Origin of the sequence: Pseudomonas sp. JR33AA, assembly GCF_021378985.1 — a bacterium.
Lineage (GTDB): Bacteria > Pseudomonadota > Gammaproteobacteria > Pseudomonadales > Pseudomonadaceae > Aquipseudomonas > Aquipseudomonas alloputida.
On the sequence record NZ_JAJSAW010000009.1, the window covers coordinates 70,250 to 83,092 of the forward strand.

11 protein-coding genes are annotated in these 12,843 nt (G+C 61.9%); 3 read left to right on the top strand and 8 right to left on the bottom strand.

The features are described 5' to 3' along the window. Positions 1 to 157: 157 nt before the first annotated feature. The 7 genes from LVS58_RS16080 to LVS58_RS16110 form a co-directional block, all read right to left on the bottom strand. Positions 158 to 586, bottom strand: a complete 429-nt coding sequence (locus LVS58_RS16080) for a GNAT family N-acetyltransferase (RefSeq protein WP_003251237.1) — start codon at positions 584 to 586, stop codon at positions 158 to 160. Continuing rightward, on the bottom strand, positions 579 to 1,745 hold the full coding sequence (locus LVS58_RS16085) for a ribosomal protein uL16 3-hydroxylase (RefSeq protein ID WP_233691903.1): 1,167 nt from the start codon (positions 1,743 to 1,745) through the stop codon (positions 579 to 581). The genes LVS58_RS16080 and LVS58_RS16085 overlap by 8 nt, the downstream gene beginning before the upstream one ends. Positions 1,746 to 1,826: 81 nt before the next feature. After that, positions 1,827 to 3,197, bottom strand: coding sequence for an adenylosuccinate lyase (purB, locus tag LVS58_RS16090; protein ID WP_233691904.1), 1,371 nt, complete (start codon positions 3,195 to 3,197; stop codon positions 1,827 to 1,829). Between the two features lie 132 nt (positions 3,198 to 3,329). Next, positions 3,330 to 3,956 (bottom strand): high frequency lysogenization protein HflD, encoded by a 627-nt coding sequence (hflD, locus tag LVS58_RS16095; protein ID WP_233691905.1) that lies wholly within the window; start codon positions 3,954 to 3,956, stop codon positions 3,330 to 3,332. Further along, a complete protein-coding gene (mnmA, locus tag LVS58_RS16100) occupies positions 3,953 to 5,077 on the bottom strand; it encodes a tRNA 2-thiouridine(34) synthase MnmA (protein WP_233691906.1) in 1,125 nt (374 codons plus the stop codon). Before mnmA ends, hflD begins: the two co-directional genes overlap by 4 nt. 60 nt (positions 5,078 to 5,137) lie before the next feature. Beyond that, a complete protein-coding gene (locus tag LVS58_RS16105) occupies positions 5,138 to 5,578 on the bottom strand; it encodes an NUDIX hydrolase (RefSeq protein ID WP_233691907.1) in 441 nt (146 codons plus the stop codon). Between the two features lie 98 nt (positions 5,579 to 5,676). Beyond that, complete coding sequence (locus tag LVS58_RS16110; protein WP_233691908.1) at positions 5,677 to 7,902, bottom strand: NADP-dependent isocitrate dehydrogenase; 2,226 nt, start codon at positions 7,900 to 7,902, stop codon at positions 5,677 to 5,679. A gap of 414 nt (positions 7,903 to 8,316) precedes the next feature. Between LVS58_RS16110 and icd the strand changes: the two genes are divergently transcribed. Next, the gene (icd, locus tag LVS58_RS16115) at positions 8,317 to 9,573 is read left to right on the top strand and encodes an NADP-dependent isocitrate dehydrogenase (protein WP_233691909.1); all 1,257 of its coding nucleotides are present in this window, start codon (positions 8,317 to 8,319) and stop codon (positions 9,571 to 9,573) included. A gap of 71 nt (positions 9,574 to 9,644) precedes the next feature. Here the strand turns inward: icd and cspD are convergent, their stop codons facing one another. Beyond that, positions 9,645 to 9,911 (bottom strand): cold shock domain-containing protein CspD, encoded by a 267-nt coding sequence (gene cspD, locus LVS58_RS16120; RefSeq protein ID WP_325175986.1) that lies wholly within the window; start codon positions 9,909 to 9,911, stop codon positions 9,645 to 9,647. Between the two features lie 230 nt (positions 9,912 to 10,141). Here cspD and clpS point away from each other — a divergent pair, with 230 nt between their 5' ends. Both clpS and clpA read left to right on the top strand, forming a co-directional pair. Beyond that, the gene (gene clpS / locus LVS58_RS16125) at positions 10,142 to 10,504 is read left to right on the top strand and encodes an ATP-dependent Clp protease adapter ClpS (RefSeq protein WP_003251220.1); all 363 of its coding nucleotides are present in this window, start codon (positions 10,142 to 10,144) and stop codon (positions 10,502 to 10,504) included. Positions 10,505 to 10,534: 30 nt separating this feature from the next. Then, complete coding sequence (clpA, locus tag LVS58_RS16130; protein WP_003251217.1) at positions 10,535 to 12,805, top strand: ATP-dependent Clp protease ATP-binding subunit ClpA; 2,271 nt, start codon at positions 10,535 to 10,537, stop codon at positions 12,803 to 12,805. Positions 12,806 to 12,843: the final 38 nt, after the last annotated feature.

Below are 12,843 nucleotides of genomic sequence, written 5' to 3' on the forward strand. Positions count from 1 at the left end.
ATCGGGGTGGTGGGCCATAGGATGCGCAAGCGGGGGCGCAGAGGCAAGTTTTATCTGGATGGATGTACAGGTTTTTTGTCAGCGGGGATGTACAGGGCCTGTGCCGGCCTCTTCGCGGGTAAACCCGCTGCTACAGGTGGCCGGCACAGATGATGGATCAGGCGCGCGAGTCGCGCACCATGTCTACATGCGGGATGCCTGCTTCGAGGAATTCCTCGCTGACTACGCGAAAGCCCAGCCGCTCATAGAACGGCGTGGCATGTACCTGGGCGCTGAGCATCTGCTGTTTCAGATCGCGGTTCTGCGCTTCGACGATGACCGCATTGACCAACGCATCGCCCACCTTCAGGCCACGCCAGTCCTTGAGCACCGAGATACGCCCGATGGTACCGTCGGCCAGCAGGCGCGCAGTACCGATCGGATAGTCGCCTTCCAGGGCCAGGAAGTGCAGGGCGTCCTGGTCTTCCGAATCGAACTCCAGCTCTGGCGGAATGTGCTGCTCGGCGACGAACACGGCTTCACGGATACGGCGGATGTCGGCGTTGTCTTTGTGCCAATCGGCGAGGCGAACGCTGATCTTATTCATTGGCGAATCCCAGGCTCCCTTGTTTGACCAGCTGCTGTACAAGCATAAGGCCATCTTCGTCCTGCAGCCACTTGGCCAGGTTGTCGATGTGCAAGGCGTCGGCCGCACATACCAGCTTCAGCAGCTCTCGCAGTTTGCCGGGCAGTGGGCAACTACGGCCGCTGGCGAACAGCAGCAGGTCGTCTTCGAATTCCGACCAGGCCAGGCGTGCGCTGGGGTTGCGGATCAGGATGGCGCCCTGCTCAAGGGCGTCGATCAGCTCTTCCTCGCTCAGCTCCTCGCCAACGATCTGCTCGGGGTAGCGCGGCTCGGTCATGAACTGGCCGAACCAGGTCAGCAGCAGGTCCTTGTCGCCCATGTGCTTGTCGAGCAGCGCCTTGAGGCGGTCGAGGGCATCGTGCTGGATCTGGTGCGGGTCACTGACCGGCTGGGCGTCGGCGTCGCTGTAGCGCTCTTCGTCGGGCAGGAACTGGCCGAGGAAGTCGGTGAAGTGGGTCAGCACTTCGGCAGCGCTCGGTGCGCGGAAGCCGACCGAGTAGGTCAGGCAGTCATCCACGGCTACACCGTAGTGGGCCAGGCGCGGTGGCAGGTAGAGCATGTCGCCGGGCTCCAGGGTCCACTCTTCGCTCTGCTCGAACTCGGCCAGGATACGCAGGTCGGCGTGCTCCAGCAGCGGGCTGTCACTGCTGCACATCTGGCCGATCTTCCAGTTGCGCTGGCCGTGGCCCTGCAGCAGGAACACGTCGTAGTTGTCGAAATGCGGGCCGACGCTGCCACCCGGGGCGGCGAAGCTGATCATCACGTCATCGATACGCCAGCTGGGCAGGAAGCGGAAGTTTTCCAGCAGTTCGGCCACTTCCGGAACGAACTGGTCAACGGCCTGTACCAAAAGGGTCCAGTCTTTTTCCGGCAGTTCGGCGAAGGTGTCTTCGCTGAAGGGGCCGCGACGCAGCTCCCACGGGTGGGCGCCGTGCTCCAGCACGATACGCGACTCGACTTCGTCTTCCAGGGCCAGGCCGGCGAGCTCGTCGGGGTCGATCGGGCTGATGAAGTCCGGGAAGGCCTGGCGCACCAGCAGCGGCTTCTTCTGCCAGTAGTCGCGCATGAATTCGCGGGCCGAGATGCCGCCGAGCAGCTGCAGTGGAGTATCAGGATTCATGTTCAACCTATTGAAAAAACGTAATTTTCGTACGGGAATAAAAACGCCCGGCCAGGCCGGGCGTTGTACGCGACGCTCAGCTTAGATGCGTTTGGCCTGGGCTGCCGCGTTACCGATGTAGGTAGCGGGGGTCAGCTGCTTGAGCTCGGCCTTGGCTTCGGCTGGCATGTCCAGGCCGTCGATGAAGGTCAGCAGCGCTTCTGGGGTGATGCCCTTGCCACGGGTCAGCTCTTTGAGCTTCTCGTAGGGGTTTTCGATGTTGAAGCGGCGCATCACGGTCTGGATTGGCTCGGCCAGCACTTCCCAGCAGGCGTCCAGGTCGGCGGCGATGCGGGCTTGGTTGACTTCCAGCTTGCCGATGCCTTTCAGGCTGGCTTCATAAGCGATGACGCTGTGGGCAAAGCCAACGCCCAGGTTGCGCAGCACGGTGGAGTCGGTCAGGTCACGCTGCCAGCGCGAGATCGGCAGCTTGCTGGCCAGGTGCTGGAACAGTGCGTTGGCGATCCCCAGGTTGCCTTCGGAGTTTTCGAAGTCGATCGGGTTGACCTTGTGCGGCATGGTCGACGAACCGATTTCGCCGGCAACAGTCTTCTGCTTGAAGTAACCCAGCGAAATGTAGCCCCACACATCACGGTCGAAGTCGATCAGGATGGTGTTGAAGCGGGCGATGGCGTCGAACAGCTCGGCGATGTAGTCGTGCGGCTCGATCTGGGTGGTGTACGGGTTGAACTGCAGGCCCAGCTCGTCTTCGATGAAGGCGCGGGCGTTCTCTTCCCAGTCGATCTGCGAGTAGGCCGACAGGTGGGCGTTGTAGTTGCCCACGGCGCCGTTGATCTTGCCCAGCAGCGGTACGGCGGCAACCTGGGCGATCTGGCGCTCCAGGCGATACACGACGTTGGCCAGTTCTTTACCCAGGGTGGTCGGCGAAGCCGGCTGGCCATGGGTGCGCGACAGCATTGGCACTTCGGCGTGGGCGTGGGCCAGGGCGCGGATGGCGTCGGCGACTTGACGCATCAGCGGCAGCAGCACTTCGTCACGGCCGGCGCGCAGCATCAGGGCGTGGGACAGGTTGTTGATGTCCTCGCTGGTGCAGGCGAAGTGGATGAACTCGCTGACCTTGGCCAGCTCAGGCAGCTTGGCGGCCTGCTCCTTGAGGAGGTATTCAATGGCCTTGACGTCGTGGTTGGTGGTGCGCTCGATTTCCTTGACGCGCTCGGCGTGCTCCAGCTTGAAATCGTTGGCCAGGCTGTCCAGCAGGGCGTTGGCTTCGGCGGAGAACGCCGGCACTTCGCCGATTTGCGGGTGGGCGGCCAGGCGCTGCAGCCAGCGCACTTCGACCAGGGCGCGGAAACGGATCAGGCCGAATTCGCTGAAAATGGGGCGCAAGGCCTGGGTTTTGCCGGCATAACGGCCGTCTACAGGGGAAACCGCAGTGAGCGAAGAAAGCTGCATGGGGTGTTCTCGGACAGTCAGGCTTTTGGAAGGGCGCATATCATACATGAAATTTGCGCCTGGGTCGGGTGGCTGACCAAAGGTCGGCCCTATGAAACATGTCGCAGTGCCCTTGTGGGAGCGGCGCCGCCCTCAGGAAGGTGAGCGCATCATGTCGTACAGTTCGTTCAGCAACTTGCGCCGGCTGAACACCAGTTGCCAACGGTGCCCGCCCAGCTGCCGCCACAGCCGCGCGGCGCGGATGCCGGCCAGCAGCAGGGCGCGGATCTTCGAGGCGTTGTTGGGTTGCTGCAGGAAGCGCATGTCGCCGTGCACCTGGATGCGCTGGCGCAAGGTGCTCAGGGTGTCCTGATACAAGGCGCCACTGGAAGCGATGACGTTTTCGTGAACCAGGCCGAAATGCTCGGCCTGCGACTGGATCTGTGGCAGGCGGTTGCCGATAGTTTCCAGCAGGTCGCCACGCTTGTTCAGTTGGCGTTCCAGGCCCAGCATCGACAGGGCGTAGCGCAGCGGCTCGCGCTGCAGGCTGTTGGGGTCGCGCTCGAGGGCGCCGATCAGTGCTCGGTAGCCGTCGCGCAGGTTCAGGTCGTCACCGCCGAACACCTCCAGGGTGTCCTTGGGGTCGCGCACCAGCAGGCTGCCCAGCATGCAGCCGATATTGGCTTCACTGGCTTGGCCGGTGCGGGCGATGCGGTCGACCAGCACGGCGGCCTGGAACACACCACCCAACGCAATCAGCTGCTCCTGCAGGTTGCTCATGCGCGTGGGCTCCACGGCTCGGCAGCCTCGATCACGCCACCGCCCAGGCACACTTCGCCGTCATAGAACACCACCGACTGGCCCGGCGTGACGGCGCGCTGCGGCTCGTCGAACACGGCGCGGTAACCGCTGGCGGTGCGCTCCAGGGTGCATCGCTGGTCGCTCTGGCGGTAGCGCACCTTGGCCGTCAGCTGGCGTGGGTTGCCGAGATCGATTGGGTTGACCCAGAAAATGTCCGAGGCCAACAGGGCGCGGGAGAACAGCCATGGGTGCTCGTTGCCCTGGCCGACCACCAGTACGTTGCGGGTCAGGTCCTTGTGCAGCACGTACCAAGGCTCGTCACCGGCATCCTTCAGGCCGCCAATGCCCAGGCCCTGGCGCTGGCCGATGGTGTGGTACATCAGGCCATGGTGGCGGCCGATCACTTCACCTTCGGTGGTTTCAATGTCGCCCGGCTGGGCCGGCAGGTACTGCTTGAGGAAGTCGCTGAAGCGGCGCTCACCAATGAAGCAGATGCCGGTGGAATCTTTCTTCTTGGCGGTGGCCAGGCCGTGTTTTTCGGCGATGGCGCGCACTTCGGGCTTTTCCAGTTCGCCGACCGGGAACAGGGTGCGGGCAATTTCCTTGCCGCCGACGGCGTGCAGGAAGTAGCTCTGGTCCTTGTTCGGGTCCAGGCCCTTGAGCAGTTCGGTGAGCGCGCCAGTATCGCGGCGGCGCACGTAGTGGCCGGTGGCGATCAGGTCGGCACCCAGCGACAGGGCGTAGTCGAGAAACGCCTTGAACTTGATTTCGCGGTTGCAGAGGATGTCGGGGTTGGGTGTGCGGCCAGCCTTGTACTCGTCAAGGAAGTGCTCGAACACATTGTCCCAGTATTCGGCGGCGAAGTTGGCGGTGTGCAGCTTGATGCCGATACGGTCGCACACGGCCTGGGCGTCGGCCAGGTCTTCTCGGGCGGTGCAGTATTCGGTGCCGTCGTCTTCTTCCCAGTTCTTCATGAACAGCCCTTCCACCTGGTAGCCCTGCTCGATGAGCAGAAGGGCGGAGACGGAAGAGTCCACGCCGCCGGACATGCCGACGATGACGCGGGTCTTGGCGGGGTCTTTAAGTGCTGGGCTGGTCATGGGTACCGGTGTGTATCAAGGGGGGAAAAACGCCAATTCTATCAAACCCGCGGCGCCGCGTCAGTCGCGTAGCAGGTCGAGGCTGTGCAGCGGGCCTTTGAGGTAGTCATCAAGGCAGCGTGGCACCAGCTCGCTGCGCCAGCGAGTGGGGTCGGCCAGCAGTTCGTCGCGGGTCAGCCACACGGCGCGGACGATGTCGCTGTCCAGTGCCAGGTCGGGGTGATGGCGCACGGGGCGGGCGGCGAAGCAGACGCGCTGGTAGGTCACGCCGTTGCTGGGTGCAGTGTACAGGTAGATACCGACCACGCCGGTCAGCTCGACTTCCCAGGCGGTTTCTTCCAGGGTTTCGCGCAGGGCGGCCTGGGGCAAGGTCTCGTTGGGCTCGAGGTGACCGGCAGGCTGGTTGAAGACGTGCTGGTTGGCTTTGAATTCCTCAACGAAGAGGAACTTGCCTTCGTGCTCGACGAGGGTGGCGACGGTGATGTGGGGTTGCCAGGTCATGAGCATCTCCTCAACGGTCTACAGGGGCTGAGCTTGTTTTCCAGAAAGCACAAACCCCGGTGCGTGGCCGGGGTTTGTGCGGTTACTTCAAGCGAACCTTACAGGGCAGCGATGGCGCTGTTCAGGGTCTGGCTTGGACGCATCACCTTGGCGGTCAGCTCGGCATCCGGGGCGTAGTAGCCGCCGATGTCGGCTGGCTTGCCCTGAACGGCGTTGAGCTCGGCGACGATGGTCGCTTCGTTCTCGGCCAGGGTTTTTGCCAGGGGTGCGAAGCGTGCCTGCAGGGCAGCGTCGTCCGTCTGAGCGGCCAGGGCCTCGGCCCAGTACAGGGTCAGGTAGAAGTGGCTGCCGCGGTTGTCGATACCACCGACTTTGCGCGACGGCGACTTGTTGGTGTCGAGGAACTTGCCGGTAGCCTGGTCCAGGGTGTTGGCCAGAACCTTGGCGCGCGGGTTGTCGTAGGTGTTGCCCAGGTGCTCCAGGGAAGCGGCCAGGGCCAGGAATTCACCCAGCGAGTCCCAACGCAGGAAGTTCTCTTCAACCAGCTGCTGCACGTGCTTCGGAGCCGAACCACCGGCGCCGGTTTCGAACAGGCCACCGCCGTTCATCAGCGGCACGATCGACAGCATCTTGGCGCTGGTGCCCAGTTCCATGATCGGGAACAGGTCGGTCAGGTAGTCGCGCAGCACGTTGCCGGTCACCGAGATGGTGTCCTTGCCTTCGCGGATGCGGGCCAGGGAGAACTTGATGGCGTCGACCGGTGCCAGGATACGGATGTCCAGGCCGGTGGTGTCGTGATCTTTCAGGTACTTCTGCACCTTCTCGATCATGACGCCGTCGTGGGCGCGCGCCGGGTCCAGCCAGAACACCGCAGGGGTGTTGCTCAGGCGGGCACGGTTGACGGCCAGCTTGACCCAGTCCTGGATCGGCGCGTCCTTGGTCTGGCACATACGGAAGATGTCACCGGCTTCGACGTTCTGCTCCAGCACGACGTTGCCCTTGCCATCGACCACGCGCACGACGCCGTCGGTGTTGATCTGGAAGGTCTTGTCGTGGGAGCCATACTCTTCGGCCTTTTGCGCCATCAGGCCAACGTTCGGCACGCTGCCCATGGTGGTCGGGTCGAAGGCGCCGTTTTTCTTGCAGTCTTCGATGGTGGCCTGGTAGATGCCGGCGTAGCAGCGGTCCGGGATCACGGCCTTGGCGTCTTGCAGCTCGCCTGCGGTGTTCCACATCTTGCCCGAGTCTCGGATCATGGCCGGCATCGAGGCGTCGACGATCACGTCGCTCGGCACGTGCAGGTTGGTGATGCCTTTGTCGGAGTTGACCATGGCCAGGGCTGGGCGCTCGGCGTACAGGGCCTGGATGTCGGCTTCGATCTCGGCCTGCTTGTCAGCTGGCAGGTCCTTGATGCGGGCGTACAGGTCGCCGATACCGTTGTTGGCGTTGAAGCCTACTTCGGCCAGTGCAGCGGCGTGCTTGGTCAGCACGTCGTTGTAGAACTCTTCGACGATGACGCCGAACATGATCGGGTCGGAGACCTTCATCATGGTGGCTTTCAGGTGCACCGACAGCAGCACGCCGGCGGCCTTGGCATCGGCGATCTGTTCGGCGATGAAGGCTTTCAGGGCCTTGCGGCTCATGGTGGCGCAGTCGATGATTTCAGCGGCTTTGACGGCGGTCTTTTCTTTCAGCACGGTGGTGCTGCCGTCTTTGCCGACCAGTTCGATGCGCAGGCTGTCGTCAGCTTCGATCAGTGCGGCTTTTTCGCTGCCGTAGAAGTCGCCCTGGGTCATGTGGGCAACGTGCGACTTGGAGTCGGCAGCCCAGGCGCCCATCTTGTGCGGGTGCTTGCGGGCGTAGTTCTTGACCGACAGGGGCGCGCGGCGGTCGGAGTTGCCTTCGCGCAGTACCGGGTTCACGGCCGAACCCTTGATGCGGTCGTAGCGGGCGCGGGATTCTTTTTCTTCCGCGGTAGCTGGCTCGTCGGCGTAGTCAGGGATGTTGAAGCCCTTGGCCTGCAGTTCCTTGATCGCGGCTTTGAGCTGCGGTACCGAGGCGCTGATGTTCGGCAGCTTGATGATGTTGGCTTCAGGAGTGGTGGCCAGCTGGCCCAGTTCCGCCAGGTGATCGCCTACTTGCTTCTCTGCGCCCAGTTGCTCCGGGAAGGCGGCAAGGATACGGCCAGCCAGGGAGATGTCGCGAGTTTCGACAGCGATGTCAGCCGAGGCGGTGAACGCTTCGACGATCGGCAGCAGCGAGTAAGTGGCGAGGGCGGGGGCTTCGTCGGTGAAGGTATAGATGATCTTGGAACGGGTGGGCATGCGGGTTAACTCTCTGTGTGCTGAGCGTGCTCGAGTCTCGTGGTGCGCAGGGTAGGCGCATCGCCCCGGCAGCGCCATGAGCGGAAAGTCGAGAGGCTGCGAGCGGTGATGGTGGATGCATCAGTCGAGCGTCAAGTGCTGGGGTGCGGTAACAACCCAGGCTTAGCGGCCATTCATGGCCTGGGGCGGTCCGCATTTTCCTGGGATTCGCCCCGATGACCCTTCGGTCGCGGCGGAGTATACCAAACCATTCGGGCTAATCAGCAAGGCCAAGTGATATCGGCCCATTTATAAGACCAAAGACTAAGCGGCAATGCGGCGGGTTGTCGCATGCCTTGCAGGTCGGCAGATGTGGTTTAGGCTCAGTGGATCGCACGATGTCCAAACCACACCAGACAGCGGAGTAGTGCAAGCATGGGATACCAGAAAATCAAGGTTCCGACCGACGGCACCAAGATCACCGTCAATGCAGATCATTCGCTTAACGTGCCTGATAATCCGATCATTCCTTACATTGAAGGCGACGGGATCGGCGTCGATGTCTCACCGGTGATGATCAAGGTAGTCGACGCCGCCGTGCACAAAGCCTACGGCGGCAAGCGCAAGATCGCCTGGATGGAGGTGTACGCTGGCGAGAAAGCCACCCAGGTGTATGACCAGGACACCTGGTTGCCGCAGGAAACCCTCGATGCCGTACGTGATTACGTGGTATCGATCAAGGGCCCGCTGACCACCCCGGTCGGTGGCGGCATTCGCTCGCTCAACGTGGCCCTGCGCCAGCAATTGGACCTGTATGTGTGCCTGCGGCCGGTGCTGTGGTTCCAGGGCGTACCGAGCCCGGTGAAAAAGCCTGGCGACGTGGACATGGTGATTTTCCGCGAGAACTCCGAAGACATCTATGCCGGCATCGAGTGGAAGGCCGGATCGCCCGAGGCGAACAAGGTGATCAAGTTCCTCAAGGAGGAAATGGGGGTCACCAAGATACGCTTCGACCAGGACTGCGGTATCGGCGTCAAGCCGGTGTCGAAGGAGGGTACCAAGCGCCTGGTGCGCAAGGCCCTGCAATACGTGGTGGACAACGACCGCGAGTCGCTGACCCTGGTGCACAAGGGCAACATCATGAAGTTCACCGAGGGGGCCTTCAAGGACTGGGGGTACGAGGTGGCGCGTGACGAGTTCGGCGCCGAACTGCTCGATGGCGGCCCGTGGATGAAGTTCAAGAACCCCAAGACCGGCCGCGAGGTCATCGTCAAGGACGCCATTGCCGACGCCATGCTACAGCAGATCCTGCTGCGCCCGGCCGAGTACGACGTGATCGCCACGCTCAACCTCAACGGTGACTACCTGTCCGACGCCCTGGCGGCGGAAGTGGGCGGTATCGGCATTGCGCCGGGCGCCAACCTGTCCGACACCGTGGCCATGTTCGAGGCCACTCACGGCACGGCGCCCAAGTACGCCGGGCAGGACAAGGTCAACCCGGGCTCGGTGATCCTCTCGGCAGAGATGATGCTGCGCCACATGGGGTGGACAGAGGCCGCCGACCTGATCATCAAGGGCACCAATGGGGCCATTGCGGCCAAGACCGTGACCTACGATTTCGAGCGGTTGATGGAGGGTGCCAAGCTGGTAAGCAGCTCAGGCTTTGGCGATGAAATGATCAAACACATGTAAGACGAAAGAAAACCGGCCGCCTCCTGTAAAGAAGCGGCCGGTTCTTTCGTCTATCGGCACAGCGCAGGCAGTCAGGCTTTTGCAGTTTCGCTTTGTGGCTCGCCCAGGGTTCTGGCAGCCTCTGCCGCGGCAGTCGCAGCATCTTTGATTTCAACGGCGTGCAAACCTTTGGGGCCCTGGACGATGTCGAACACCACGGCCTGGCCAGCCTTCAGGGTCTTGTATCCGTCCATCCGGATGGCGGAATAATGGGCGAACAGGTCATCGGATTTACCTTCCTCATTGATGAATCCATAGCCCTTGGCATTGTTGAACCACTTGACTTTACCGCTTGCCATCCCTATGTCCCTCTGCAAAGGACTCCATCACTGGAGTATCATCCACTTCATCCGCATACGAACCTTGCGAAAAATCTGGTTGACTGCGCGGATCTTTATCGACCACGGTGGGTTCTTATTGGTTGTAACACCGTTTTGCCGATAGTCAAGGTCACGCGGCGCCTGCGCTGGCGGTGGCCTGTGCAGTCAACCCGCAACCTTAACCTGACGCTCATGATGAAATTCTTTCCATGCATGCACCTAGTGAGATTCGACTAACATTCAATCAGGATCGCCCGCAATCGAATGAGGACGACGGCTCAGGTCTTGCAGTTCAGGAAGCCAAGCCGATCCTGCAGGCGCCACCGATGTACAAGGTGGTTTTGTTCAACGATGACTACACACCGATGGATTTCGTCGTCGAAGTGCTCGAGACGTTCTTCAGTCTGAACCGCGAGCTGGCGACCAAGATCATGCTGACCGTCCATACCGAGGGGCGGGCAGTGTGCGGATTGTTTACCCGTGACATCGCCGAAACAAAGGCCATGCAGGTCAACCAATACGCCAGGGAAAGCCAGCATCCGCTACTCTGTGAAATCGAGAAGGACGGTTAATCGCCGACCACTTGGGTATGAGGTGAAGCTATGTTAAACCGCGAGCTCGAAGTCACCCTCAATCTTGCCTTCAAGGAGGCCCGTTCGAAGCGTCATGAGTTCATGACCGTCGAACATCTGCTGCTGGCACTCCTTGACAATGAGGCTGCCGCGACCGTTCTGCGCGCCTGTGGCGCCAATCTCGACAAGCTCAAGCATGACCTGCAAGAGTTCATCGACTCCACAACGCCGTTGATTCCTGTCAATGACGAAGACCGTGAAACCCAGCCAACCCTGGGCTTCCAGCGCGTGCTGCAGCGTGCCGTGTTCCACGTGCAAAGCTCTGGCAAGCGCGAAGTGACCGGCGCCAACGTGCTGGTGGCGATCTTCAGCGAACAGGAAAGCCAGGCCGTGTTCCTGCTCAAGCAGCAGAGCGTAGCCCGTATCGACGTGGTCAACTACATCGCCCATGGCATCTCCAAGGTGCCAGGGCACGGTGCGCAGTCTGAAAGCGAGCAGGACATGCAGGACGAAGAGGGGGGCGAAACCTCCTCCTCGAGCAACCCGCTGGACGCCTACGCCAGCAACCTGAACGAGCTGGCCCGTGCCGGCCGTATCGACCCGCTGGTGGGTCGCGAGCAGGAAGTGGAGCGCGTGGCGCAAATCCTGGCCCGTCGGCGCAAGAACAACCCGCTGCTGGTGGGTGAGGCAGGCGTGGGCAAGACGGCCATCGCCGAAGGCCTGGCCAAGCGCATCGTCGATGGTCAGGTGCCTGACCTGCTGGCACAGAGCGTGGTGTACTCCCTCGACCTGGGCGCCTTGCTGGCCGGTACCAAATACCGGGGTGACTTCGAGAAGCGCTTCAAGGCGCTGCTCGGTGAGCTGCGCAAGCGTCCGCAGGCCATCCTGTTTATCGACGAAATTCACACCATCATCGGTGCCGGTGCGGCGTCGGGTGGGGTGATGGATGCCTCCAACTTGCTCAAGCCGCTGCTGTCGTCGGGTGAAATCCGCTGCATCGGTTCGACCACGTTCCAGGAGTTTCGCGGCATCTTCGAGAAGGATCGTGCCCTGGCGCGTCGCTTCCAGAAGGTGGATGTCAGCGAGCCATCGGTCGAAGACACCGTGGGCATTCTGCGCGGCCTGAAAGGGCGTTTCGAAAGCCACCACAACATCGAGTACAGCGACGAAGCCCTGCGCGCCGCCGCCGAACTGGCTTCGCGCTACATCAATGACCGGCACATGCCTGACAAGGCCATCGATGTGATCGACGAGGCTGGGGCCTACCAGCGCCTGCAGCCAGAGGCCAATCGCGTCAAGCGCATCGATGTGCCGCAAGTGGAGGACATCGTCGCCAAGATTGCGCGAATTCCGCCGAAGCACGTCACCAGTTCCGACAAGGAACTGCTGCGCAACCTTGAGCGCGACCTGAAACTGACCGTGTTTGGCCAGGACCAGGCAATCGACTCGCTGGCCACCGCGATCAAGCTGTCCCGTGCCGGCCTCAAGTCGCCAGACAAGCCGGTGGGTTCGTTCCTGTTCGCCGGCCCTACCGGCGTCGGCAAGACCGAAGCGGCGCGGCAACTGGCCAAGGCGCTGGGTGTGGAGTTGGTGCGTTTCGACATGTCTGAGTACATGGAACGTCACACCGTGTCGCGTTTGATTGGTGCGCCGCCAGGTTATGTCGGGTTTGACCAGGGTGGCTTGTTGACCGAGGCGATCACCAAGCAGCCGCACTGCGTATTGTTGCTCGACGAAATCGAGAAGGCCCACCCGGAAGTCTTCAATCTGCTGCTGCAGGTGATGGACCACGGTACCTTGACCGACAACAACGGGCGCAAGGCCGACTTCCGTAACGTGATCCTGATCATGACCACCAACGCCGGTGCCGAAACCGCGGCGCGGGCGTCGATCGGCTTCACGCATCAGGACCACGCGTCCGATGCCATGGAGGTGATCCGCAAGAGCTTCACGCCAGAGTTCCGCAACCGTCTGGATACCATCATCCAGTTTGGCCGCCTGAGCACGGAGACGATCAAAAGCATCGTCGACAAGTTCCTTATCGAATTGCAGGCGCAACTGGAAGACAAGCGTGTGCTGCTGGAAGTCAGCGATGAAGCGCGCGGTTGGCTGGCGGTTTCGGGCTATGACGTGCAGATGGGCGCGCGGCCAATGGCGCGGCTGATCCAGGACAAGATCAAGCGGCCGCTGGCCGAGGAGATCCTGTTTGGCGAACTGGCCGAGCATGGTGGCGTGGTGCATGTCGACCTGCGCGATGGCGAACTGGTGTTCGACTTCGAAACCACGGCAGAGGTTGCGTGATGTGCCGGGGCTGCCTTGCAGCCCCGGCAATTTCAAAA

What these genes read in the sequence shown, in the direction of transcription:
- clpA (WP_003251217.1), top strand. Translation starts at nt 10,535, where the DNA reads ATGTTAAACCGCGAGCTCGAAGTCACCCTCAATCTTGCCTTCAAGGAG.
- clpS (WP_003251220.1), top strand. Translation starts at nt 10,142, where the DNA reads ATGCATGCACCTAGTGAGATTCGACTAACATTCAATCAGGATCGCCCG.
- LVS58_RS16105 (WP_233691907.1), bottom strand. Translation starts at nt 5,578, where the DNA reads ATGACCTGGCAACCCCACATCACCGTCGCCACCCTCGTCGAGCACGAA.
- cspD (WP_325175986.1), bottom strand. Translation starts at nt 9,911, where the DNA reads ATGGCAAGCGGTAAAGTCAAGTGGTTCAACAATGCCAAGGGCTATGGA.
- icd (WP_233691909.1), top strand. Translation starts at nt 8,317, where the DNA reads ATGGGATACCAGAAAATCAAGGTTCCGACCGACGGCACCAAGATCACC.
- mnmA (WP_233691906.1), bottom strand. Translation starts at nt 5,077, where the DNA reads ATGACCAGCCCAGCACTTAAAGACCCCGCCAAGACCCGCGTCATCGTC.
- LVS58_RS16085 (WP_233691903.1), bottom strand. Translation starts at nt 1,745, where the DNA reads ATGAATCCTGATACTCCACTGCAGCTGCTCGGCGGCATCTCGGCCCGC.
- LVS58_RS16080 (WP_003251237.1), bottom strand. Translation starts at nt 586, where the DNA reads ATGAATAAGATCAGCGTTCGCCTCGCCGATTGGCACAAAGACAACGCC.
- hflD (WP_233691905.1), bottom strand. Translation starts at nt 3,956, where the DNA reads ATGAGCAACCTGCAGGAGCAGCTGATTGCGTTGGGTGGTGTGTTCCAG.
- LVS58_RS16110 (WP_233691908.1), bottom strand. Translation starts at nt 7,902, where the DNA reads ATGCCCACCCGTTCCAAGATCATCTATACCTTCACCGACGAAGCCCCC.
- purB (WP_233691904.1), bottom strand. Translation starts at nt 3,197, where the DNA reads ATGCAGCTTTCTTCGCTCACTGCGGTTTCCCCTGTAGACGGCCGTTAT.